Consider the following 23,974-nt stretch of genomic DNA (forward strand, 5'->3'; position numbering starts at 1 on the left):
AGGATTCTCCTCATCTTCCCCGCGGGCTCGCGGGTCGGAATTGGCACCGGTCTTGCCTGCCGCGTGCGGCGGGCCGCCGGTTGCCGGGGTGTCGTCGGGCCGGTCCCTCTACCCCTCTGGATGAGCCGTATTCGGTTGTCGGTGACGACTCGGATCGGTCTCGACCCCTGCGCGCACGCTACGGGCACGTTACGGCACCACATGGTCACCCGGCCACCGCGCGAGGACGTTGTCCACGCCACGCTGTCGGGGGTTGCTGGGAGGATGGCCGCGTGCCACCGCGAGCCCGTCCCGCCTCGAACCGCTCCTCCGGCGCCCCCGCCGAGGTGGAGGACGCGCCGGTGCGCCTCGTCGTCGGTGACGAGGGGCTGCTGGTGGAGCGCGCGGTCACCGCCTCGGTCGCCGCCGCCCGCCGTCGGGACCCCGATCTCGAGGTCCGCACGCTGCGGACCTCGGAGATCACCGCGGGGCTGCTGGCCGAGCTGGTGAGCCCGTCGCTGTTCGCCGAGGCGCGCGTGGTGGTGCTCGAGGCGGCGCAGGACGCGAACGCCGAGGTGACCACGGTGCTCGTCGACTACGCGAAGGCGCCCACCGAGGGGGTCTCGCTCGTCGTCGTCCACGCCGGCGGCGCGAAGGGCAAGGCGCTCGTCGACGGGCTGAAGAAGGCGGGCGCCGCGGTCACCGAGGCCGCCAAGCTCCAGAAGTACGACCAGCGGGTCGAGTTCGTGCGCACCGAGGTCCGTCTCGCGGGCGGCAGCATCACCGGCGAGGCGCTGGGGCTGCTGCTCGACGCGGTCGGTTCCGACCTGCGCGAGCTCGCGTCGGCCTCGTCGCAGCTGGTGAGCGACTCGGCGGGGCAGGTCGACGCCGAGGCCGTCCGGCGCTTCCACCGCGGGCGCGCCGAGGTGACCGGGTTCGCCGTGGCCGAGCGCGCGGTGACCGGCGACCGGGCGGGCGCACTGGAGGCGCTGCGCTGGGCACTCGACACCGGGGTGGCGCACGTGCTGGTGGCCGACGCGCTCGCCGACGCGGTGCGCACCATCGCCCGGGTCTCCGCCGCGGGCCGGGGCGACCCGTACCGGATGGCCTCCGAGCTGAAGATGCCGCCGTGGAAGGTCAAGAAGGCGCAGGGCCAGGCGCGGGGCTGGGACGGGCCGGGGCTCACCCGCGCCATGTCGCTGGTGGCCGACGTGAACGCCGACGTGAAGGGCGCCGCGGCCGACCCGTCCTACGCGCTGGAGCGGGCCACGGTGGAGCTGGCCGCGCTCGCGGGTCACGCCCGCCGTCGGTGACGGGACCGGTCGCGGGTCGGGGGGCACGTGGGGCGTTGCGGGCTGCGTGGGGTGAGCCCGGCGGACACGGGGCTTGATCACGGGTACGTGAGGCACGTCGGCAGGTGCGCGGGCTGCGTGGTGTGCCCGTGGCCGGCAGGCAGGGTCCCCCAAGCTTGATCACGGGTACGTGAGGCACGCCGGACAGGTGCGCGGGCTGCCTGGTGTGCCCGTGGCCGCCGGGCCGGCCGACGTGGGGCGCCGCGAGCGCGTGCGCAGGCTTCGTACGGTGCTCGTCGCCGGGAGTCCGGCCGGGCGCGGCGTGATCACGGGCACGTCAGGCATCGAATGCGGGCCCAGGACCTGCGCGGTGTGCCCCTCACCGAGCCGACCCGGCCCGACCCCGGCCCCGGCCCGGACCCCGGCCCGACCGGCCCCGGACACGACGAAAGGGCACCCCATGAGCAGGGGTGCCCTTCGACGAACGAGAGGGAGTCCGACCTCAGGCCGGGGTCTTGCCGCCCTTGGCGTCGACCGTGAAGCGCACCGCACGGTGGGCCATGCGCGACTTCTTGTTCGCGGCCTGGTTCTTGTGGATGACGCCCTTGCTCACGGCCTTGTCGAGCAGGCGGCCGGCCTCGCGGCGGCGCTCGTCGGCGGCGGCGGTGTCGCCGGCCTCGAGGGTCTCGCGGTAGCGGCGGATCGCGGTCTTGATCCGCGACTTGACCGCCTTGTTCCGCTGGCGGGCCTCCTCGTTCTTGCGGTTGCGCTTGACCTGCTGCTTGATGTTCGCCACGGGGCCTTCGAACCTCTGGTAGTCGTCGAGTTCTGCGTGCGGACGCGCCCGGGAGCAGACACAGGCGTCAGGCCCGCACGGCGCAGTGGCCGCCAGATTACCAATGCCCCACATCGCCGGTCCCGCTCGGGGGCCGTGGGACCATGGGGGAGCAGGACACGCCCGCGCACGAGCAGGAACGAGGACCTCGTTGACCGAGACCACCACGACGCAGCAGTCGGCCCAGGCCCCTGGCCGACCCGGCACCGTGGGCTACGCCGACGAGACGTTCACGCCGCCGGAGCGGATCCGCAACTTCTGCATCATCGCCCACATCGACCACGGCAAGTCGACGCTGGCCGACCGGATGCTGCAGCTCACCGGCGTGCTGGGGGAGCGGGCCTACCGCGCCCAGTACCTCGACCGCATGGACATCGAGCGCGAGCGCGGCATCACGATCAAGGCGCAGAACGTCCGTCTGCCCTGGTACGCGGCCGGGCCCGACGGCGAGCAGCGCGACCACGTCCTGCACCTCATCGACACCCCGGGCCACGTCGACTTCACCTACGAGGTCAGCCGGTCGCTGGCCGCGTGCGAGGGCGCGATCCTGCTGGTCGACGCCGCGCAGGGCATCGAGGCGCAGACCCTCGCCAACCTCTACCTCGCGCTCGACCACGACCTCGAGATCATCCCGGTCCTCAACAAGATCGACCTGCCGGCGGCGGAGCCCGAGAAGTACGCGGGCGAGATCGCGCACCTCATCGGCTGCGAGCCCGAGGACGTGCTGCGCATCTCCGCCAAGACCGGCGACGGCGTGGCGGCGGTGCTCGACGAGGTCGTCAAGCGCGTCCCGGCCCCGGTCGGCGACCCCGACGCCCCCGCCCGCGCGATGATCTTCGACTCGGTCTACGACACCTACCGCGGCGTGGTGACCTACATCCGCGTCGTCGACGGGAAGATCACCCCGCGCGAGCGCATCCGGATGATGTCGACGGGCGCCGTCCACGAGCTGCTCGAGGTCGGGATCATCTCGCCCGACCAGAAGCCCGCGCAGGGCCTCGGCGTCGGTGAGGTCGGCTACCTGATGACCGGCGTGAAGGACGTGCGCCAGTCCCGCGTCGGCGACACCGTGACCACCGAGCGGAAGGGCGCCCAGGAGGCGCTGGGCGGTTACCAGGACCCGCAGCCCATGGTGTTCTCCGGGCTCTACCCCATCGACGGCAGCGACTACCCGCTGCTGCGCGACGCGCTGGACAAGCTGCGCCTCAACGACGCCGCCCTGTCCTACGAGCCCGAGACGTCGGCCGCGCTCGGCTTCGGATTCCGCTGCGGCTTCCTCGGTCTGCTCCACCTCGAGATCACGCGCGACCGGCTCGAGCGCGAGTACGGCCTCGACCTGATCTCGACGGCGCCGAACACCGTCTACCGGGTCGAGCTCGACGACGGCGGGGAGGTCGAGGTCACCAACCCCGCCGAGTGGCCCGAGGGCAAGGTCTCGACGATCTACGAGCCGATCACCAAGGTCTCGGTGCTCGCCCCGGCCGACTTCGTCGGCGCGATCATGGAGCTCTGCCAGTCGCGGCGCGGGTCGCTCGACGGCATGGACTACCTGTCCGACAGCCGCGTCGAGCTGCGCTACACGATGCCGCTCGCCGAGATCATCTTCGACTTCTTCGACGTGCTGAAGTCCAAGACCCGCGGGTACGCCTCGCTGAACTACGAGCCGGCGGGCGAGCAGGCGGCCGACCTGGTGAAGGTCGACATCCTGCTGCAGGGCGAGCCGGTCGACGCGTTCTCCGCGATCGTGCACAAGGACGCCGCCTACGCCTACGGCAACACCATGGCGGGCAAGCTGCGCGAGCTGATCCCGCGCCAGCAGTTCGAGGTGCCGATCCAGGCCGCGATCGGCTCGCGGATCATCGCCCGCGAGACGATCCGCGCGATCCGCAAGGACGTCCTCTCCAAGTGCTACGGCGGCGACATCACCCGCAAGCGCAAGCTGCTCGAGAAGCAGAAGGAGGGCAAGAAGCGGATGAAGACGATCGGCCGGGTCGACGTCCCGCAGGAGGCCTTCGTCGCCGCGCTGTCCACCGACCAGAACGCCGTGGACAAGGCGAAGTCCGGCAAGAAGTGACCCGGCGCAAGATCGCACGCGTCCGGCTCGCGTAGACTGGACGAGCAGGTGCCGAGCTGTCGGCCTGGGAAGGACCCCGTGCGAGGAGGTCCGCGGACAGCTCCAACCGTCCGCCGTACCCCTCTCCGAAAGAGTTCTGTGACCGACGCTGCTGTCCTGTCCGATCCCGATCTCCCGCTCGACCCGTTCCTCCCCGACGACCCCGAGGCCGACTCCGCGGACGACGCCGAGGCGCCCGAGGCCGACGCGCACGATGACGCGTCCGACGACGCCGCGCCCGACGAGGCCGACGACGAGCCCACCAACGGCTTCGCGCCGCTGGGTCTCGACGAGCGCGTGCTCGCCACCCTGGTCGAGCAGGGCTTCCACACCCCGACCCCGATCCAGACCGAGACGATCCCGCTGCTGCTCGCCGGCCGCGACGTCCTCGGCCTGGCCCAGACCGGCACCGGCAAGACCGCCGCGTTCGCGCTGCCGCTGCTCTCCCGGATCGACCCGGCCGTCCGCGCCCCGCAGGCGCTGATCCTCACGCCGACGCGCGAGCTCGCGATCCAGGTCGCCGAGGCCATCGAGTCGTTCTCGGCCGGCCTCTCGCACGTCCACGTGGTGCAGCTCTACGGCGGCGCGCCCTACGGCCCGCAGCTCTCCGCGCTGCGCCGGGGCGCGCAGATCGTCGTCGGGACGCCGGGGCGCGTCGCCGACCACCTCGAGAAGGGCACGCTCGACCTCACCGACGTCGGGTACTTCGTGCTCGACGAGGCCGACGAGATGCTGCAGATGGGCTTCCTCGACGAGGTCGAGCACATCTTCGGCCTGCTCCCGGCCGACCGTCAGGTGGCGCTGTTCTCGGCGACGATGCCCGCGGCGATCCGCGAGGTCAGCCGCAAGCACCTGAACGCCCCCGAAGAGGTCTCGATCAAGGGCAAGACGACGACGGTGGCGAACACCCGCCAGCGCTACGTCGTGCTCCCCGAGCGGCTCAAGGCCGACGCCCTCGCCCGGGTCCTGCAGGTCGAGGACTTCGACGCCGCCCTGGTGTTCGTCCGCACCCGGCAGAACACCACCGACGTCACCGACGCCCTCAACCGGCGCGGGTTCGCCGCCGTCGCGATCTCCGGGGACCTCTCGCAGGCCCAGCGCGAGAAGACGATCGCCGATCTGCGGTCCGGGAAGATCGACGTGCTGGTCGCCACCGACGTAGCCGCCCGCGGGCTCGACGTCGAGCGCATCAGCCTCGTCGTCAACCACGACCTGCCCACCGACCCCGAGTCCTACGTGCACCGCATCGGGCGCACCGGGCGCGCGGGCCGCTCCGGCGACGCGATCTCGTTCGTCACCCGCGGCCAGATCCGGCTGCTCCGCGCGATCGAGAACACCACCCGGCAGAAGGCCGAGGAGATGTCGGTGCCCGGCACCGACGAGGTCAACGACCGCCGCCGCGCCCGGTTCGCCGAGCGCATCACCGCGGCGCTCGAGGGCACCGACGACGGCGGCGACCCCCTGGCGGTCTTCCGCAAGGTCGTCGACGACTACGTCGCCGAGCACGACGTCGACCCGCTCGCGCTCGCCGCGGCGCTCGCCAAGATGGTCCAGGGCGGCAAGCCGCTGCTCGTCGAGGACCTGCCCGCCCCGCCGCCGCGCGGGGAGAAGCGTCCCCGCGACGACAAGCCCGGCCGCGGCCAGGGCAAGCGGCCCGCGGCACCGTCGTGGACGGTCGGCTCCGGCACCGACACCTACCGCATCGAGGTCGGCCACAACCAGCGGGTGAAGCCGGGCGCGATCGTCGGCGCCATCGCCAACGAGGCCGGTCTCGACTCCGCGCACATCGGCCACATCGACATCCGGCCCGACCACACGCTGGTCGAGCTCCCCGCCGACGTGCCCGGCCCGGTGGTCAAGCGACTGCAGCGGGCCCGCGTCGCGGGGCGGCCGATGGGGCTGCGCCGGGCGTCGGAGGCGCCGTCGTCGGGCCCGCGTCCCGACAAGCGCGGCCGCGACCGCGGTGGCCGTCCGGAGCGGCGGGAGCGCGCCCCGCGCTGAGCCCCACCCTGTGTTGACCGAAGGGCCCCCTCGCTCGATCTACCCGAGCGAGGGGGCCCTTCGTTCGTTGCGGGGGCGGGTTCGGCGTTCCGGCGGTGGGCACCCCTGGCCCATCTACTCGAGCGAGGGCGCCCATCGCTCGGATCAGGGCCGCGGGGAATGCCGGCGCACCCCGACGCGTCACACCCGGTGGCCGGGTGCGTCGTCGCGCGCCTACCGTCGAGGGACGAGCGAAGGGGAGGGCGGATGGCGCGCTCGATCGTGATCGTCGGTGGGGGGCCGCGCGGGACCGGGATCCTGGAGCGCCTCGCCGCCTCCGCCCCGGAGCACGGCGTCGACGCCGAGCACCCCCTCGACGTGCACTTGGTCGACCCCTACCCGCCTGGCGCGGGCCGCATCTGGCGCACCGCCCAGTCCGAGCTGCTGTGGATGAACTCCATGGCCGCCGACGTCACGATGTACACCGACGACACCGTCCGCTGCACCGGACCGGTCGTCCCCGGTCCGAGCCTCATCGAGTGGGCCGAGCAGGTCCGCGACGGCGAGCTCCCCGGCGAGTCGGTGCCCGAGGGCCGCGTCGGCGACGAGGTCCGTGCGCTGCGTCCCGACACCTTCCCCACTCGCCAACTGCAGAGCCACTACCTCGACTTCGTGCTGCGCCGCGTCCTGGACACGCTCCCCGAGGGTCTGCGGGTGCACGTGCACCGGGGGCGCGCGACGGACGTCGTCGACGGCGACGTACGCCGGGTCCGGATCGACGACGCGGACGGGACCTCGATCGTGGTCGACGCGGACGCCGTCGTGCTCGCCTCCGGCCACCTCGACGCGACGCCCTCCGACGACGAGGCCGCGATCGTCGAGACCGCCGGCCGGCTGGGCCTGCAGTACTTCCCGCCCGAGCAGACCACCGACTCCGACCTCGACGCCATCCCCGCCGGCCGCACCGTCATCGCGCGCGGCATGGGGCTCGCGTTCGTCGACCTGATGGTGCTGCTCTACGAGGGTCGTGGCGGCCGCTTCGTCGAGGACCCCGACGGTGACGATGACGGGTCCGGGCGCGGCCGGCTCGACTACGTCCCGTCCGGCCGCGAGGTCCACCTGCAGGTCGGCTCCGGCCGCGGCGTGCCCTACCACGCGAAGACCGAGTACACGCTGCGCGGCCCGCGCCCCCCGCTGCCGCGCTTCTTCGGCCCGGACCAGGTCGAGGAGCTGCTCGGCCACGGTGAGGTGAGCCTGCGCGAGGACGTGTGGCCACTGATCGCCAAGGAGGTCGGCTGGGGCTGGTACCACGAGCTCCACCACGGCCACCCCGACCGCGTCACCACCACGTGGGACGACTTCGCCGAGCGCTACGCCGCGCTGGACTGGTACTCCGCCGAGCGCGAGGCGCTGGTCGCCGAGGCGGTCCCCGCGGAGTCCGACCGGCTGGACTTCGAGCGCCTCGACCGCCCGCTCGACGGCGTGTGCGCCGACCTCGACACGCTGCAGAAGCACCTGCGGGAGTACGTCGCCGACGACCTCGCGCGCCACGTCGACCCGGCGCACACGGCCGAGCTCGGGGCGTTCACCGCGCTGCTGTCGGCGTACATGACCTCGGGGGAGCTCTCGAGCCGCGGCGGTCTGACCCAGCGCTCCCGGGCCTACGACCTGACCTGGTGGCAGAACCTGTTCTCGTCGATGGCCAGTGGCCCGCCCGGGCCGCGGCTGCGCCAGCTGCTGGCGCTCTCCCGCGCCGGCTTCGTCACGTTCCTCGGGGCCGGGCTGCAGGTCGAGATCGACGAGGGGGCGCGGGAGTTCGTCGCCACCGGCGCGTCGCTGCAGGGAGAGGTGCGGGCCACCACGTTCGTCGACGCCCGCCTCGCGTCGGCGAGCGTGCGCCGCACGCTGGACCCGATGCTCGCCTCGCTGGTGCACCACGGCGTGCTCGACGAGGAGACGCTGCGCTTCGAGGAGCGCGCCACGCCCTGTTCGCTCGACGCGGTCGCCGAGCGGGTGGAGGGGCGTGACGCCCCCGTCGTCGTGCACTCCACCGGGCTGGTGCCGGTCCGGGCCTCGGACTTCCGCGTGCTGACCGGGCCGGACGAACAGCCGCACCCGCGGCTGTTCGCGGCCGGCCCGCACACGACGGTGCGGTTGCCGGGTGCGTTCACCCGGCCCCGCACCAACAGCATGAGTTTCCGCGCCAACGACGCGGTCGCTCAGGCGCTGCTGGCCACCGCCAGCGACCGCTGAGGCGCGTGCGACGAGCTCGTCGCGTCCCGCACGCGGGCCCGCTCCCGGAGCCGCTCGAGGGTCTGGCTGAGCAGCCGGGAGACGTGCATCTGCGAGATGCCGAGCTGCCCGGCGATCTCGGACTGCGTCTGCTCGTGGACGAAGCGCAGCACGAGGATGCGGCGCTCCCGCTCGGGCAGGCTGCCGACGAGGTCGCGGACGAGCGCCCGGCTCTCGACGTGGTCGAGGTCCGGGTCGGTCGTCCCGATGACGTCGGCCATCGTCGTCTCGGTCGACTCGGTGAGCGTCGAGTCCAGCGAGTCCGGCCGGTAGGAGTGGTGCGCCGCGATGGCCTCGATGACCTCCTCGCGGTCGATCCCGAGGTACTCCGAGATCTCGGTGGCCGTGGGCGCGCGGCCCAGCTGCTGGCTCAGCGTGGTCGACGCGGTGCCGACCTGCAGGTAGCGGTCCTTGACCCCGCGCGGGGTACGGACGGTCCACGCGGCGTCGCGGAAGTGCCGGCGGACCTCGCCCATCATCGTGGGCACCGCGTAGGACAGGAAGTCGCGTCCCTGCGTCGGGTCGTACCGCCGCAGCGCGTGCAGCAGACCGATGGCGGCGACCTGCTCCAGGTCGTCGACGGCCTCGCCGCGCCGAGAGAACCGTCGGGCGATGTTGTGGGCCACCGGCCGGTAGGCGTCCACCAGCTCCGAGACGAGCTGGTCCCGTCGCGGGTCGGTGTCGGTGCAGGCGGCCAGTTCTTCGAGGAGGGGCGCGTACTGGTCGTACGCGCTCGTGCGCTCGCTCATGCAGACCTCCGAGGCGTGCCGAGACCACGGCACAGGGGTGGCCCGCGGTGGCTTGCCGGATGAACCACATCGCGGTGGCGTGCGAATGTCAGGGCACGACGGAGAGGGATCCGCGGAAGAAGAGATCGAAGAGGGGATGCGGACGTCTCTGGTGCCGGACCGGGACTGTGCGCTCAACCCTCGGACCATCGGCATGCCCAGCCCCGGACAAGATCAAACGTCCGGGATTCCGCGTGATGCGAGCCAGTCGTCGAACTCCGTGGCCACGAGGCGCTCGTCGTGCACACCGGCCGCCGCCGGGGAGCACAGCCAGCGCAGCGGGCGCACCATGACCTCCGGGTCGAGGAGGCCCTCGACGGGGGCGTCGTCGGGCACCATGCCCGTCCGCGTCGCCCCGCCCGGCAACAGCAGGTTGACGGTGACGCCGCTGTCGGCGAGGTCGGCGGCCATGATGCGGGCCAGCGCCTCCGCCCCGGCGCGGGACGGGCCGTACGGGACGAAGCCGCGCCGCACCATCGTCGTGTGGTTCATCGAGACCACCACGAGGCGCCCGCCGCCGTCGCGCAGCGCGGGGAGCACGGCGCGGGCGGTGAGGAAGTAGCCGGTGAGGTTGGTGTCCACCACGGCCCGGAACGCGTCCGGGTCGACCTCCCAGAACGGCTGCGGCGCGGTGAGGAAGCGCGGGTTCACCGTGCGCATCCCGATGCCGGCGTTGAGGACGACGACGTCGAGCCCGCCGAGCAGCGCGACCGCGCGCTCGCTGCCCGCCGCCACCGCCTCGGCGTCGCGGACGTCGACGCCCAGGCCGTGCGCGGTCCCCGGGCCGTCGAGCCCGGCGGCGACGGCGGCCGCCCGGTCCGCGTCGCGCCCGGTGAGCACGACGTGGGCCCCGTCGTCGACCAGGGCGCGGGCCATGGCGAGCCCGAGCCCGCTGGTGCCGCCGGTGAGCAGGACGCGGTTGGCCTTCGGCATGTGCGTGTGTTCCCGTGCCAGAGCACGGGAACGCACGCACACGCGAGCGTCAGCGAGTAAAGACGATCTTCCCGGCGGTCTCGCCGTCGAGCATCGACTGGAAGCCCTTGGTCGCCTCGGTCATCGGCAGCTCCTGGCCGATCTCGGGGCTGATGCCGGTGGTGGCGACGAAGTCGAGCAGGTCGCGCAGCTCGGAGAGCGTGCCCATCGTCGAGCCGACGAGGTTCTTCTGGAGGAAGAACATCTGGGCGAGCTCGGCGGGGGGCTGGTTGCCCGAGGTGGCGCCGGAGCACACGATCGTGCCGCCGGGCACCAGGGCGCGGACCGAGTGCTTCCAGGTGGCCTCGCCGACGGTCTCGAACACCGCCTGGACCTTCCCCGGCAGCTTCGCGTTGGACTCGAAGACCTGGTGGGCGCCCAGGCGCAGGGCCAGCTCGCGCTTCTCGTCGGTGCGCCCCGTGACCCAGACCTGCATGCCCGCGGCGCGCCCGAGCGCGATCAGCGCGGTCGACACCCCGCCCGACGCGCCCTGCACCAGCATCGTCTGCCCGCCGCGCAGCCCGGACTTGGTGAAGAGCATCCGGTAGGCGGTCAACCACGCGGTGCCCATGACGGCGCCCGCGACGGCGCTCATGCCCTCCGGACGGGGCAGGGCGTTGCGCTTCGGGACGACGACGTAGTCGGCGAAGCTGCCCTGGGCCCACTCGGTGAGCATCTTGCGCTTCGGGTCGAGGGTCTCGTCCTCCTTCCAGTCGGGGTCACCCATGAGCGAGTGCAGGACCACCGGGGTGCCGTCGTCGAGGGTCCCGGCGCCGTCACAGCCGAGGATCATGGGGAACTGGTCCTCGGAGATCCCGACGCCGCGCAGGGTCCACAGGTCGTGCATGTTGAGGCTCGCGGCCTCGACCTTGACCCGCACCCACCCGTCGGGGACCTCCGGGTCGGGGCGCTCACCCACCACCAGCGAGGCGAGGGGGTCGTCGGCGTTGGGCTCGGACGCATAGACGGCGAACATGCGCCCGAACCTAACGCCGACGCGGTGACCGGGCGACCGAGCCGGTACCGGTCGGGCGGGCTCAGGCCGCGACGGCCGCCAGCCCGCGCGGCCGGCCCTCGGCCTCCCGCTTCGCGACCTCCTCGCGCACGATCGGGATCACCTCGCGGCCGAACTCGGCGGCGTCGCAAAGCAGGTCGTAGCCGCGGGCCGACAGGATGTCGACGCCGAGGTCCCAGTAGTCCAGCAGCGCCGCCGCCACCGTCTCGGGGGTCCCGACGAGGGCCGTCGAGTTGCCCCCGCCCCCGGTCGCCTTCGCGGTCACCGTCCAGAGTGCGCGGTCGAAACGCTCGCCGCGCTCGGCGACGGCGAGCAGGCGCTGCGACCCGGCGTTCTCGGGGTCGGTGAGCCGGTGGCGGTTGGTCAGCGGCTTCGTGCCGCCCTCGGTGCGCTCCTCGATGCGCGCGACGGTCGCGTACGCCTTCTCCCACGCGGCCTCCTCGGTCGCGCCGAGGATCGGGCGGAACGCGACCTGGATGCGCGGCAGCGTGGTGCGCCCGGCCGCCCGAGCCGCCGCGTGCACCGTCGCGATCTGGCCCGCGGTGTCCGTCAGCGGCTCGCCCCACAGCGCGTAGATGTCGGCCTCGGCGCCGCCGGTGGCGTAGGCGGCGTCGGAGGAGCCGCCGAACGACAGCCGGATGCGCGGCTGCTGCAGGGGCTTGATGTCCGCGCGGAAGTCCTCGAAGGCGTAGTGCTCGCCGGCGAAGTCCCACGGCTCGTCGCGGGTCCAGGCCTGCTTGAGGATCTGCATGTACTCGCGGGTGCGGCCGTAGCGGGCGTCCTTGGTGAGCGTGTCGCCCTCGCGGCGCTGCTCGTGGTCGTTGCCGCCGGTGATGACGTGCACGGTGACCCGGCCCCCGGACATGTGGTCCAGCGTGGCGAAGGTCTTGGCGGCGAACGTCGGGATCGACAGGTTCGGGCGGTGGGCGACCAGCAGCTGCAGCCCGTCGACGTGGTCGGCGATCCAGGCGGCGGCCTGCGCCGGGTCCGGGCTGCCCGAGGAGTAGGCGGTCAGGACGCGGTCCCAGCCGTTCTCGGCGTGGGTGGCGGCGAGGCGCAGGGTGTAGTCGGGGTCGAAGGGGCCACCGGAACGGGGCTGGGTCTCCGACCCGTCGTTGGTGGCGGCGATGCCGAGGAACTCGACGGGCACGGCGGTCTCCGGGTGGGTGTGCGGTCGGTGGTGGGGTGTCAGTCGCGCTCGGGGCGACGACAGCCCGCGGACCACACCCGCCCGAGGTCGACGTGTCGCCGACGCACCAGGATGCCCACGTCCACCCACGCTGCTCCCCGCGGCGGGGTCGGTCAACCTCCCACCGGCACGTCACGGGCCCGCGCGTACCCTCTCCCGCGTGCTGCACGCGGTCGCGACCTGGTGGGACGGGGTCGAGCTGTGGCTGACCCAGCTCGACTTCACGCTCCAGGTGATCCTCGTCGTCGGCGTCCTCGGCCCGTTGTGCTGGGGGATCGCCGCGGCCGTCGACTCGGTGGTGGAGCGGACCGTCGCGTGGCGTCTCGCGGCCCTCGAGCGGCGCCGCGCCACCGGGGACTGAGGCGGTGGACCGCCGCTACGCCCGGCTCTGGGTGACCGGCACCCTCGTCGTGCTCATCGTGCTGGTGATCGTGCTCAACCTGCGCTGAGCGCCGGGGCCCCTGGGCTCAGCGGACCACGCCGGCGCGCATCGCGAGCACGACCATCCGGGCGCGGTCGCCGGTGCCGAGCTTGCGGCCGATGCGCGAGAGGTGGCTCTTCACGGTGAGCGCGGAGAGCCCGAGCTCCTCGCCGATCTCGTGGTTGGACTGCCCGTCGGCCACCGACTGCAGCACCTGGACCTCGCGGGTGGAGAGCTCGCAGGGGGTGTCGTCGACGCCGGGGACGCGGGCGCCGCCGGACGGGCGCCCGCCCGCGGCCGGGCCCGGCTCGAGGAAGCGGCGGGCGGCTCCGCCGATGCCCGTCGAGGACGACGTCAGCAGGTAGGCCAGCGCGCCGGCCTCGAAGGCGGCACGGGCGGCCCCGGGGTCGTCGGGGCCGCCGGACACGACGGTGCGCCAGCCCTGCCCGCGCAGCTCGCCGATCAGGGCGAGGGCGCCGCCGTCGGGGAGGTCGAGGTCGACGACCGCGAGCTCGCACGGCGGGCCGGACAGCGCGCGGGCCCGGGCCTCCTCCGAGGACGCGGCCTCCATCACGTGGCCGGCCCCCGCACCGACGAGGGAGTGCGCGACGACCTCGCGGCGCGCCGCGTCGGCGTCGACCAGCAGTACCGAGATCGGCTCGCCGGAGGTGTCCAGCCCGTGCGCGGGGGTGAACAGCGCGCCGGCGGGGCGCTCCGGGTGCGGGGAGCGCGCGGCCGGGACGGCGGGGACGCTCCCTCGGGTGACGCCGCGCCCCGACAGCGTCGGGGCGTCCGGCCGGACGAACGACTGACGGTCCATGAGCGGGAACACACCACTCCATCGGCGGACCCCCGATCAGGCTTGAGGGCCCGACCCGACTTTTTCCGTGATCAGTTCTCCGGCACCCACCGCGGCGGTCGCATCTCGGCGAAGGCGGTCATCCCCTCCTGGCCCTCCTCGGAGGCGAAGAACTCCGCGGAGAGGCGGAGCATGGCGTCGAGGTCGGCGGCCATGTCGGGGGCCGGGGTGCGCCGCAGCATCGCCTTGGTCGCCGCCAGCGCCCGCGGGCCGCCCCGGGCGAGCATGTCGGCGTAGCGGTCCACCTCGGTGTCGAGGGCGGCCGGTTCGACGGCGCGGTTGAGCAGGCCGATCTCGGCGGCCCGGTCGGCGTCGAAGGTCTCCCCGGTGAGCATCAGCTCCTCGGCGGCCCGGGGGAGCAGGCGCGGCACGACGGTCACCGAGATGACGGCCGGCACCACCCCGATCCGGACCTCGCTGAACGCGAACGTGGCGCCCTTCTCGTCGCCGCCGGCACGGGACGCGATGGCGATGTCGCAGGCGGCGACGAGGCCGACCCCGCCGGCGCGCGCCGGGCCGGAGAGCCGGGCGATGACCGGCTTGGGGGAGTGCCAGAGCGTCTGCAGGAGGCCGGGGAACTCCTGGACGCCCTGGTCCCCGGCCCCCGCGCCCCGGGACTCCCGCAGGTCCATGCCGGAGCAGAAGACGGTCCCGGTGTGCGTGAGGACGACGACGCGGACCGCGTCGTCGGCGAGCGCGGCGTCGAGGTGGTCCCGCAGCTCGCGACGCAGCTGGGCCGAGAGCGCGTTGCGGTTCGACGGCGAGTCGAGGGTGATGGTCGCGCGGCCGGACCCGACGTCGAGGTGCACCAGTTCGCTCATGGTCGACGACCCTAGGGTCCCGTCGAGTGGGCTCCCACGGCTCCCGGTGGAGCCCTCACGGACCACTCGGCGGGTGGGGCGGCCGCTGCGTCCCCACCCCAACGGGTGGATACGGCTCTGTGATCTGGACGACATGCGTCCGTTCGGCCCAGCAGGGGACCTCGCAGGTAAAGCGCCTGTGACGTGGGGCAGGTCACGGGAACCGGACCGCGCTCCGTGACGACGCGGGTACTCCGGGTTTTGACGCCCGATGTTTCGTCATGGTCGAGTTCGGCCATGCACACCGCCCGGCGATTCGCGATGCGACGCCACGTCGACCTGCGTCTGCAGGCGAGCGCGCTGTGTGCCGGGTCGGCCGGCTGAGCTCCCCACTCCCTCCGGCCGACTCCCGCCGGGTCCTCGTGGCCCGCTGACGGCCCGGTCGCACGACCGGCGCTCCGTCTCCCCGGGCGGCCCCACCGCCCGGACCTCTCCCTCCTCGTCAACCCCGCCCCGGGCGGGGTGGCGGTGCCCCGCGTCCACGTGTGACGACGCGGTCGCGGGGCACCGCCGTCGAGGTGGGCCGGGGTGCTCTCCGACGTCCTCCCTGGCAGGCGTGGCGTCGAGGAGCACCCGTGCTCGACCCGTTCCCCGACCAGAGAGGTTCCCGCAGTGTCCTCCTCCACACCAGCGGCGCGCCGTACGCGCGCCGTCCTCGGTGGGCTCGCCGGCTCGCTCGCCGCGCTCGCCGTCCTCCCCGGCCTCGCCGGGGCCGCGTTCGCCGACACCCCGTCCACCGGCGCCACCCGGTCCGACGCAGCCCCGCAGGACGCGGCCCCACAGAACGGCGCCGCCCAGTCCTACGGCGCGGGCCAGTCCTCCGGCGCCGCCCCGTCCGACGGTGCCGCCCAGCCCGGCCTCGGGCTGCCCACCCTCCCGACGCTGCCGAAGGTCCCGGGCCTGCCCACCGCGGCCCTGCTCGGCGGTTCCGACCCGGTCGCCGAGGGCGTCGGCGGCGCGCTGTCGGCGTCCAGCCTGCTGGGCACCGACGGAGCACCGTCGGCCGACGACCCGACCCCGGCGCCCCAGGGCGCCCAGTACGGCGCGAAGCCCGAGACCGTGGTCGGCGGGGTGCCCGTCGAGGGCCTCCTGAACTCCGTCGCCGGCGCCCAGGCGATCGTGCCCGGCTCGGGTCCGAAGGACTACGCGTGAGCGGCGGCCGGCACCGCCGGCTGCTGGACCGGCTCTCGCTGCGCGCGAAGATCGCCACCGTCGTCGCCGCGCTCGCGGTGATCGCCGGGGGCGTCGTCATCCCGACGGCGTTCTCCGCGCAGGCCGACATCGTCCCCCAGCGGCAGACGATCAAGGGGTCCGACGGCAAGGACTACTGGGTCGAGAACCACGTCGTCCCCGGGGCGCAGCAGGCGTCGGAGGACGCCGCCGCGGGCATCGGGAAGCGGCCGGAGTATCTGGTGGTCTGGGCCGGCGACGAGAACGTCGCCGACACCGCCGTCCCGCAGGTCAAGAAGCTGCCGGGCTCGCTCGCCAAGCCGCTGGACGCGGTCCGCAACGCCGCGCCCGGCCCGGACTTCCTGGCCGTCATCGACGCCACGAAGGGCTCGCCGGCCTACGGGAAGGTCGTCAACACCGCGACCGTCGGGCCGCTGGTGGAGAACGAGCCGCACCACATGCAGTACGCGTGGCACAAGGGCAACACGATCTTCGCGGGCGGCCTGTTCTCGGCCGCCACCTACATGTTCGACGTGAGCAAGCTGCCCGCGGTGGGCCTCAAGGGCATCAGCCTCCCGACGCAGACCGCGTGCGGCTCGGTGCCCGACGCCTTCTGGGTCAACAAGGACGGCACGGCCTACGGCACGTACATGGGCGGCCCCGTCGCCCCGGGCCCGTGCCGCTACACCCACGGCGAGGTGCGCTCCGGCAACGGGTTCGCCGGCTCCCCGGGCGAGGTCGTGAAGTTCGCCCCGAACGGCGACCTGATCGACCAGTCCCCGGCCGCGACCACCACGCCCGAGGACCCGCAGCAGTGCCTCGACATGCCGGCGCTGTCGTCGCCGACGTGCGCCAACCCGCACGGCATCCAGGTCCGCGAGGACCTCAAGACGATGGTGACCAGCGACTACGCCGAGCCGCGCAACATCATCCTCGACCCGGTCAAGGCCCCGTCGCCGCAGCTGCGCCGCACCACCCTGCGGACCTGGGACATCTCCGACCCGGACCACCCGGTGGTCAGGTCGGTGAAGTACATGCCGGTCGGACCGCGGTCGGGCGCGGAGGACCCGCTGCACAACGAGAACCGGGCGATGATGGAGACCACGGTCACCAACCAGCCCGCGCACAAGGGCGCCTTCACGATGTCCATGCAGGGCGGCGCGATCTACTACACGCCGGACATCACCGCGAAGGACCCGGTCTGGCGTGAGGTCTACGACCTGACCGCCCTCGTGAAGAAGCTCGACCCGGCCGCCACGTCCGGGGCGGGACTCAACGGCGGCTGGCTGCAGACCAGCCCGGACGACACGACGCTCTACCACGCGGTGATGGGGCGCCAGCCCGGCGCGCTCGGCAAGAACGACAAGGGCACCGCGGGCGGCGTGATCGCGCTCGACATCTCGAAGCTCGTCGGCGCGGGCACGGGCACGACCTGCTCGATCGACACCCCCGCGCAGGAGACGGACCCGGGTCCGGGCTGCCCGTCCGCGAAGAGCGTGCTGCCGATCAACGGGGACGAGAAGGCCGGGGGCCCGCACTGGGGCGCCCTGGACAACCTCGCCCTCGGCCAGGACGGCTTCTACCACGAGACCGAGCAGCCCCAGCGGCTCTCGACGGCGAACTACTTCGTCTCCCGCACCGGTCTCGACGGTGACCACAAGGTGTGCATGGAGGACATCGCCAAGAACGGCCAGCTCTCCCTGGACACCGACTTCAAGGACGAGCTCACCGGCGAGCCGTGCGTCGACTTCAACCGTGCCGACTGGCCCCACGGGCCGTTCGGCAACGCGAAGCCGCACTCGCAGCTGTTCGTGACCGCCGATGGTGACGTCAAGTAGCACCGCCGCGGCGCCCACGCCGGAGGCGCCGGCCCTCCCGGACCCGTCACCCGACGGGCCCGGGAGGGCCGGGCCCCCGGCCGGCGGCCGCGGGACCCTGCTGATCGCGGGCGCCCTGGCGCTCGCGACCGTGGTCGGCCTCGTCGTGCTGATCACCACCGGCGTCACGGCCACCCCCGACGTGGGCCCGGTCGTGCTGTCGTTCGTCGCCCCGGAGGCCTCCCCGACCTCCGTCGTGGTCCGTGTCGTGCTCGTCGTCGCGAGCTCCCTCGTCGCCGGGCTCGGCCTGGCGCGCGGGGTGGGCGGGCCCGCGGCGACCGCGGTTCTCCGGGGGGCCGCGGTCGCCGCGGGTGTCGCCGTCGTCGTCGCCGGGATCCTCGGCGACGCCGGGTGGCCCGCGGTCGCGGGCCACGTGCTGCTCGTCGCCGCGGTGGCGACGCTGCCGCGCCGGTCCGCCGCGGTCGCCGGTGCGCTCCTCGCGGGGACCGTCGCGCTCGAGGTGGCCCTGGTGGGCTGGGGCGCGGCCGCGGTGGTCGAGCTGCTCGCCGCGGTGGTGCTCACCACGGCGTCCGGTCTCGCCGCGGTCGCCGCGTCACGGCTCGGGGACGGTCCCGACGCCGGGTCGGTGCGGGTGGCGCGGCTCGGCGTGGCGGTCGCGCTCGCGGGCGCCGTGCCGGGGGCCGTCGCCCTGGTCGTCGACGGTCCGGGGCTCGCCGACCTGACCGGCAGCGTGCGCGGTCCGGTCACCGTCGCCCTCGTCGCGCTGCCGCTCGCGGCCGCCGGGCTGCTGGCGCCGGGCCTGCGTGCCCGCACGTCGTCGGGAGCCCGGCAGCGTCGGGAGCTGGCCCGGTGGGCGTCGGGAGGGCTGGCCCTCGCGCTGGGCGCGCTCGCGGTGCTGGGCGCGCTGCCCAGCGCGCCCCAACCGCCGCAGGCGGGGCGGGCGCTGCTGCGCCCGATGTCCCTCGGCACCCAGCGGGCGGCGGTGCTCGTCGCGCCGACGGCCGGTGGCCCGACCCTCGTCCGACTCTCCGACGGCGCGGACCCCGCGCCCGGGGGCGGCAGGGACGGCATGGACGGCATGGACATGGGCGGGATGGACGGCATGGACATGGGCGGGACGGCCGGCGCTCCCGACGCCGGCGCCTACACCGTCTCCGCGGGCGGGGCACCGGTCCCGTTCGCCACGCGTCCGGGCGCGCCCGGACGGTGGGCGGTCGTCGACGTGCCGGCGGGCACCGACGCGCTCACCCTCACCGGGCCGCACGGCTCGGCGACGGTGCCGGTGACGACGGGACCGTCCGCGGCCGACCCGGCCGTGCTCGCCGGCCCGGACGGGCCGGAGTGCGCGGACGCGCTGCTCGGCGACCTGCTCGGCGGCGGCTCCGGGACGGCGTGCCCGTCGACGCTGCTCACCCCGGCGCAGGCCGGCATCCTGACCGCGGCGGTGACCGACCTGCACGCCCGGGGGCTGACCTCGCTCTTCCTGGTCGGCGACGACTCGGCCCGCTCGCGGGCCGCCGTCGCGGCCGTGCGGGCCACCGCGGCGCGCCTCGGGCTGGCGATCTCCGACGCCCCGCGCCCCGAGGACGGGCTGCTGGTCCTGTCCGGGTGGGACCGGGCGCACGCCGAGCTGACCGACGTCACGGCCGCGGCGACGCGGACCCGGACGTTCACGGGCGGGGTCTTCCTCGCGCCGTGGCTGGTCGCCCCGGACGTGCTCGCGGCCGGGTCGTCGACGATGTTCCCGCTGCCGTTCACCCCACAGGACGCCACGCCCCGCGGGTACGCCGCCCTGCTCACGACGATCTCGGCGGACGCCGCCCCGACGTCGTCGGGCTACCTCGCCTGGGCGCACGCCCGCGGGCTGCCCGACGCCCCGCCCCGGCTCTACGCGGCCGCGGCGATCGACGTCATGCCCGGCATGCCCGGGATGGGCCACGGCGGCCAGCCCGGGGCCTGGTTCCCCGGCGGCGGGATCGTCCCGCTCTCCGGGCCGCTGTCGTGATCCCCGAACCCCCCTTCCCCATGGAGACTCCATGACCACCGTCCCCGACCTCACCTGGCCGCGACGCCTCCTCGGCGGCCCCGGCCACCAGTTCGAGCCCGTGTTCACCCCGGCCCCGGCGGCGCCGCCGGCCAACCGGGTCGTGGTCGCGATCGGGCTGGTCATCTGGGTCGCCCTGGCGGCCGCGGTGTGGGCGACCGCCGGGCCCCGCATGGCCGGCGTGCTCGGCCTCGGCCTCGCGCTCGGCGTCACGCTCTTCCACTCCCGGTTCGGGTTCACCGGGGCGTGGCGCCAGCTCGTCGCCGTGGGGCAGGGGGCCGCGCTGCGGGCCCACATGCTGATGCTCGCCGTCGCGGCCGTGCTGTTCTCGATCATCCTGCCGTTCGGGCTGAGCGTGACCGGGTCCGCGAGCCCGCAGCTCGGCCCCGTCGGGATCCCGCTGTTCGTCGGCTCCTTCCTGTTCGGCGTCGGGATGCAGCTCGGCGGGTCGTGTGCCTCGGGCACGCTGTTCTCGGTCGGGTCCGGGCAGACCTCGATCCTCTACACGCTGGTCGGGTTCGTCCTCGGGTCGATGGCGTCCATCGGCACCTTCACGTTCTGGACGAGGACCGTCCCCCAGGGGCCGGTCGTGAACCTGGCCGCGATCCTGGGCTACCCGGGCGCGCTCGCGGTCTCGCTGGTGGTCATGGGCGGGATCGTCGCGGTGACCGTCGTGGTGGGCCGGCGCCGCAACCCGCCGCCGATCGACGCCCCGCCGACCGAGCGCGGGCTGCGGCGCGTGCTGCGCGGCTCGTGGCCGCTCTGGGTCGGGGCGGTGCTGCTCGGCGTGCTCAACGCGGCCGTGCTCGTCGTCTCCGGGCAGCCCTGGGGCGTCACGTCGGCGTTCGGGCTCTGGGGCTCGAAGATCGCCGCGCTGTTCGGTGCCCACCCCGCCGGATGGGCCTACTTCCAGGTGCCCGCGAACGCGAGGTCGCTGGCCGGGTCGGTCCTCGCCGACCGCGTCTCGGTCCTCGACTTCGGGATCATGGCCGGCGCCCTGGTGGCCTCGGCGCTCGGTGGGGCGTTCGTGCTCCACCGGGCGGTGCCGTGGCGCACGGTCGTCGCCGCCCTGCTCGGCGGCGTCCTCATGGGCTACGGCGCCCGTCTCGCCGGCGGCTGCAACATCGGCGCCTACTTCTCCGGCATCGCCTCCTTCAGCCTCCACGGCTGGCTGTGGGGCCTCACGGCCATCGTCGGGACCGTCGCCGGTCTCGCGCTGCGCCCCGTCTTCGGGCTCGCCAACCCGAAGCCCTCCGACTCCCGCTGCTGAAAGGGATCCGTCATGAACACCCTCACCCGTCTCGTCGCCGGCACCCTCGGCGCCGGCGTGCTCGCCGTGTCCGGCGCCGGGCTCGCCTCGGCCGCTCCGTCCGACACCGGGACCGCCGACACCGGGACCGCCGGCACCGGCGCGGCCACCGGCGCGGCCACCGGCTCCGGCACCGGCCACCTCGCGCCCGAGCCCGGCGGCACCGCGACCTACGTCCTGCCCGGGGTGGCCGCCCCGCTGCCCGACCCGACCCTCGGCGTGCCCGACCTCCTGCGCGTCGCGGTGACGCCCCTCGGCCTGCTCGCCGACGCCGCGGGCGAGAGCGGCGGCCAGGCGGCGCCGCAGGGCGCGCAGGCCGGCCCCGGCTCGGCCGAGAGCTGATGGCGGGCTCCCGCCCCCACCCCGGGCGTGGACCGCTCGCGGGGGCGGGGGCCCTCCTGCTCGCCGTGGGACTCACCGCGGCGTGCCTGCGCTCCCCGGTCACCGCCGTCGGTGCCGTGCTCGGCGCGTTGCGGGCCCCCGTCGCCTCGGGCGGGCTCGGGCTCGGCGGCCTCGGTGCCGGGGTGCTCACCGCGATGCCGCTGGCGGTGTTCGCCGCCGGCGGCATCGCGGCGCCCGCGGTGACCCGTCGTCTCGGTGCCCGGGCGGTCGTGCTCGGCGGCCTGGCCGTGATCGCGGTCGCGCTGCTCGCGCGGGCCGCGTCCGGGTCGGTGACGACGCTGCTCGCGACGAGTGCCGTGGCCCTGGTCGCGGTCTCCTGGATCAACGTCGTGCTCCCGCCGCTGGTGGCGCCGCGCTCGCCCTGGGCGACCGGCGTGTTCTCCACCGGCGTGCTCGTCGGGATCGCGGCGCCGGCCGCGCTGGCGGTGCCGGTCGGGTCGGCGACCGGCCTGGGCTGGCGCGGCGGGCTCGGCGTCTGGGCCCTGCTCGCGGTGGCGGCCGCGGCGTCGTGGGCGGGCACGCCGGTCGAGGCGGGCCCGGTGGCGACCCGGCGACCGGCCGCCGTCGAGGGTCGGCGCCCGGTCGCGCTCGCGGCCTTCTTCGGGGCTCAGAGCCTCGGCGCGTTCGCGGTGATGGGCTGGCTCCCCCAGGTCTACCGCGACGCCGGGCTGGCGTCGGGCACGGCGTCGGTGCTGCTCGCGGTCACCGTCGTCCCCGCGCTGCCCGCGGCCCTGCTGCTGCCCGCCCTGGTGCGCCGCGGCCACGGCACGGCCCTCGTCGCCGGGGTCGGGGCCGCGCAGGTCCTCGGCCTCGCCGGCCTGGCGCTCGCCCCCGCCCGGGGTGCGTGGCTCTGGGCGGTGCTGCTCACCACCGCGCACTGGGGCTTCCCGCTCGCGATGGCCCTGGTCGCCCGACGGTCCGCGGGCGATCCCACCCGGCTCTCCGCGCAGGTGCAGGGGACCGGCTACGCGCTCGCCGTCGCCGGGCCGCTGCTCCTCGGCCCGCTGCACGACGCCAGCGGCGCGTGGATCCTGCCGCTCTCCCTGCTGCTCCTCGTCGCGCTCGGCCAGGTCGTCGCGGGCCTGCGCGTCACGCTCACCGACCCCGGTCGGGCGGCCGACACCGAGCCGCCGACCGCGCCGCTGGTGCCGGCACCCGTCGTCGGGACCCCTCCCGAGCCGACGGGGCCGTGCGCGCCGACGGCCCCGCTCCCCGTCCGTTCCCCGGAGGACACCGCATGAGCCTCGCCACCGCCCCGCCCGCCGCCCTGCCCCGCGTGTTCGACGCCGGGGGCCCGGTCGCCCTGCCCGACGGGCGCCTCGTGCCGGTCGCGGCGCTGAACAACGCGGCGACGACGCCGCCGCTGGCGGTCGTGGTCGACGCCGTCGTCGGGATGCTGGGGGAGTACGGCGCGCTGCACCGCGGCTCCGGGCCGCGGGCGCGGGCCACCGTGGAGGCGGTCGAGGGCGCCGTCGCGGCGATCGAGCGCTTCCTCGGCCAGCCCGCCGACAACGCGCTGCTCTTCACGACCAACACCAGCGCGGCGATCAACCACCTGGCCCGGCTGCTCGCACTCGGACCCGACGACGTCGTCGTCACCTCGGAGATCGAGCACACCAGCAACAACCTGCCGTGGCGCCACCAGAGCGCGGCGCGGGTGGCGGAGGTGCGCGCCGACGACGCGGGCGCGCTCGACGTCGCCCACCTCGCCGAGGTGCTCGACGCCCATCGGGGCCGGGTGCGCCTGGTGGCGGTGACCGGGGCGTCCAACCTCACCGGCCACCGGCCCGACCTCGCGACGCTGGCGGACCTCGCCCACGACGCCGGCGCGCTGCTGTTCGCCGACGCCGCGCAGCTCGCGCCGCACCGACAGATCGACATGGCCGCGAGCGGGGTGGACGCGCTCGCGTTCTCGGCGCACAAGGTCTACGCGCCGTTCGGGCTGGGGGTGCTGTCGTTGCCCCGGGCGGTGCTGGACCGGACGCCGGTGGACCCCGGCGGCGGGTCGATCGACATGCTCGCGGCCGACGGCGCGGTGCTGTGGGCGCCGCCGGCCGAACGGCACCAGACGGGGACGTGGAACGCCACCGGCATCGTCGCGCTCGGGGCGGCGGCCGACGCGCTGCTCGACGCCGGGTGGGGCCTGGTCGAGGCGCACGAGCGGGCGCTGACCGCGGTGCTGGTGGACCGGCTGTCGGCGGTCGAGGGCGTGACGCCGGCCGTGGACCCGGACCGCTACCGGACCGAGGACCGGATCGGCGCCGTGCCGTTCCGGGTGGCCGGGCTGCACCACGCGCTGGTCGCGTCGGCACTCGAGGCCGAGCACGGGGTCGAGGTCCGCGCGGGGACGATCTGCAACCACCGGCTCGTGCGCCGCTGGGTGGGCGCCGACGACGCCGAGCAGGCGCGGGTGGAGGCCGCGATCGCCGGCGGCGACCGGCTCGCGAGCTACGGCGTGGTGCGGGCGAGCCTGGGCCTGCAGAACACGGTCGACGACGTCGAGCGGCTCGTGGCGGGGCTCGCCGCGCTGGCGAGCGAGGGCCCGCGGTTGCGCTACCGGCCGTCCCCGGCACAGGAGTGCTGGGTGCCGTCGGCCTGACGGCCTCCTGGCGGGCG

19 protein-coding genes and 1 riboswitch are annotated in these 23,974 nt (G+C 74.8%); of the genes, 12 read left to right on the forward strand and 7 right to left on the reverse strand.

Going from position 1 to position 23,974, the window contains the following annotated elements; genetic code table 11:
* Positions 1-7: 7 nt before the first annotated feature.
* Positions 8-127: riboswitch (SAM riboswitch) on the reverse strand.
* Positions 128-326: 199 nt separating this feature from the next.
* Positions 327-1,292 carry a DNA polymerase III subunit delta gene (gene holA / locus HH311_RS16745; protein ID WP_169184915.1) on the forward strand — a complete coding sequence of 322 codons (966 nt, stop codon included), beginning with the start codon at positions 327-329 and terminating at the stop codon, positions 1,290-1,292.
* Positions 1,293-1,773: 481 nt separating this feature from the next.
* Here the strand turns inward: holA and rpsT are convergent, their stop codons facing one another.
* Positions 1,774-2,067: a 30S ribosomal protein S20 gene (rpsT, locus tag HH311_RS16750; protein ID WP_169184815.1), complete on the reverse strand. Its 294-nt coding sequence runs from the start codon at positions 2,065-2,067 to the stop codon at positions 1,774-1,776.
* A gap of 247 nt (positions 2,068-2,314) precedes the next feature.
* Here rpsT and lepA point away from each other — a divergent pair, with 247 nt between their 5' ends.
* From lepA to HH311_RS16765, 3 genes are all read left to right on the forward strand, one after another.
* Complete coding sequence (gene lepA, locus HH311_RS16755) at positions 2,315-4,180, forward strand: translation elongation factor 4 (RefSeq protein WP_169184916.1); 1,866 nt, start codon at positions 2,315-2,317, stop codon at positions 4,178-4,180.
* Between the two features lie 138 nt (positions 4,181-4,318).
* Complete coding sequence (locus HH311_RS16760) at positions 4,319-6,220, forward strand: DEAD/DEAH box helicase (RefSeq protein ID WP_169184816.1); 1,902 nt, start codon at positions 4,319-4,321, stop codon at positions 6,218-6,220.
* 246 nt (positions 6,221-6,466) lie between these two features.
* Positions 6,467-8,452, forward strand: coding sequence for an FAD/NAD(P)-binding domain-containing protein (locus HH311_RS16765; protein ID WP_169184817.1), 1,986 nt, complete (start codon positions 6,467-6,469; stop codon positions 8,450-8,452).
* On the opposite strand, the gene HH311_RS16770 is transcribed toward HH311_RS16765, so the two are convergent.
* The 4 genes from HH311_RS16770 to HH311_RS16785 all read right to left on the reverse strand — a co-directional run bounded on the left by HH311_RS16770 (position 8,419) and on the right by HH311_RS16785 (position 12,416).
* Positions 8,419-9,240 (reverse strand): SigB/SigF/SigG family RNA polymerase sigma factor, encoded by an 822-nt coding sequence (locus HH311_RS16770; RefSeq protein ID WP_169184818.1) that lies wholly within the window; start codon positions 9,238-9,240, stop codon positions 8,419-8,421. The genes HH311_RS16765 and HH311_RS16770 overlap by 34 nt on opposite strands.
* A gap of 213 nt (positions 9,241-9,453) precedes the next feature.
* Positions 9,454-10,212: an SDR family NAD(P)-dependent oxidoreductase gene (locus HH311_RS16775; RefSeq protein WP_169184819.1), complete on the reverse strand. Its 759-nt coding sequence runs from the start codon at positions 10,210-10,212 to the stop codon at positions 9,454-9,456.
* 49 nt (positions 10,213-10,261) lie between these two features.
* On the reverse strand, positions 10,262-11,227 hold the full coding sequence (locus tag HH311_RS16780) for a zinc-binding dehydrogenase (RefSeq protein ID WP_169184820.1): 966 nt from the start codon (positions 11,225-11,227) through the stop codon (positions 10,262-10,264).
* Positions 11,228-11,288: 61 nt separating this feature from the next.
* Positions 11,289-12,416, reverse strand: coding sequence for an LLM class flavin-dependent oxidoreductase (locus tag HH311_RS16785; protein ID WP_169184821.1), 1,128 nt, complete (start codon positions 12,414-12,416; stop codon positions 11,289-11,291).
* Positions 12,417-12,615: 199 nt separating this feature from the next.
* Between HH311_RS16785 and HH311_RS16790 the strand changes: the two genes are divergently transcribed.
* Positions 12,616-12,816 (forward strand): hypothetical protein, encoded by a 201-nt coding sequence (locus HH311_RS16790; protein ID WP_169184822.1) that lies wholly within the window; start codon positions 12,616-12,618, stop codon positions 12,814-12,816.
* A gap of 106 nt (positions 12,817-12,922) precedes the next feature.
* On the opposite strand, the gene HH311_RS16795 is transcribed toward HH311_RS16790, so the two are convergent.
* Both HH311_RS16795 and HH311_RS16800 read right to left on the reverse strand, forming a co-directional pair.
* Positions 12,923-13,657: a LuxR C-terminal-related transcriptional regulator gene (locus HH311_RS16795; protein ID WP_396027449.1), complete on the reverse strand. Its 735-nt coding sequence runs from the start codon at positions 13,655-13,657 to the stop codon at positions 12,923-12,925.
* Between the two features lie 110 nt (positions 13,658-13,767).
* Positions 13,768-14,556 carry an enoyl-CoA hydratase-related protein gene (locus tag HH311_RS16800; RefSeq protein WP_169184824.1) on the reverse strand — a complete coding sequence of 263 codons (789 nt, stop codon included), beginning with the start codon at positions 14,554-14,556 and terminating at the stop codon, positions 13,768-13,770.
* 651 nt (positions 14,557-15,207) lie between these two features.
* Here HH311_RS16800 and HH311_RS16805 point away from each other — a divergent pair.
* Genes HH311_RS16805 through HH311_RS16835 form a run of 7 tightly spaced genes read left to right on the forward strand, consistent with a single transcriptional unit; the run spans position 15,208 to position 23,957 of the window.
* Positions 15,208-15,747: a hypothetical protein gene (locus HH311_RS16805; protein WP_169184825.1), complete on the forward strand. Its 540-nt coding sequence runs from the start codon at positions 15,208-15,210 to the stop codon at positions 15,745-15,747.
* Positions 15,748-15,797: 50 nt separating this feature from the next.
* Positions 15,798-17,603: a hypothetical protein gene (locus tag HH311_RS16810; protein ID WP_169184917.1), complete on the forward strand. Its 1,806-nt coding sequence runs from the start codon at positions 15,798-15,800 to the stop codon at positions 17,601-17,603.
* On the forward strand, positions 17,590-19,608 hold the full coding sequence (locus tag HH311_RS16815; protein WP_169184826.1) for a hypothetical protein: 2,019 nt from the start codon (positions 17,590-17,592) through the stop codon (positions 19,606-19,608). Before HH311_RS16810 ends, HH311_RS16815 begins: the two co-directional genes overlap by 14 nt.
* 31 nt (positions 19,609-19,639) lie before the next feature.
* Positions 19,640-20,917, forward strand: a complete 1,278-nt coding sequence (locus HH311_RS16820) for a YeeE/YedE family protein (RefSeq protein ID WP_169184827.1) — start codon at positions 19,640-19,642, stop codon at positions 20,915-20,917.
* Positions 20,918-20,929: 12 nt separating this feature from the next.
* A complete protein-coding gene (locus HH311_RS16825; protein WP_169184828.1) occupies positions 20,930-21,298 on the forward strand; it encodes a hypothetical protein in 369 nt (122 codons plus the stop codon).
* Positions 21,298-22,599, forward strand: a complete 1,302-nt coding sequence (locus HH311_RS16830; RefSeq protein WP_169184829.1) for an MFS transporter — start codon at positions 21,298-21,300, stop codon at positions 22,597-22,599. Before HH311_RS16825 ends, HH311_RS16830 begins: the two co-directional genes overlap by 1 nt.
* Positions 22,596-23,957 (forward strand): aminotransferase class V-fold PLP-dependent enzyme, encoded by a 1,362-nt coding sequence (locus HH311_RS16835; protein WP_169184830.1) that lies wholly within the window; start codon positions 22,596-22,598, stop codon positions 23,955-23,957. The genes HH311_RS16830 and HH311_RS16835 overlap by 4 nt, the downstream gene beginning before the upstream one ends.
* The last annotated feature ends 17 nt before the right edge of the window (positions 23,958-23,974 follow it).

The sequence above is a fragment of the Actinomycetospora sp. TBRC 11914 genome, assembly GCF_012933465.1.
Taxonomy (GTDB): Bacteria; Actinomycetota; Actinomycetes; order Mycobacteriales; family Pseudonocardiaceae; genus Actinomycetospora.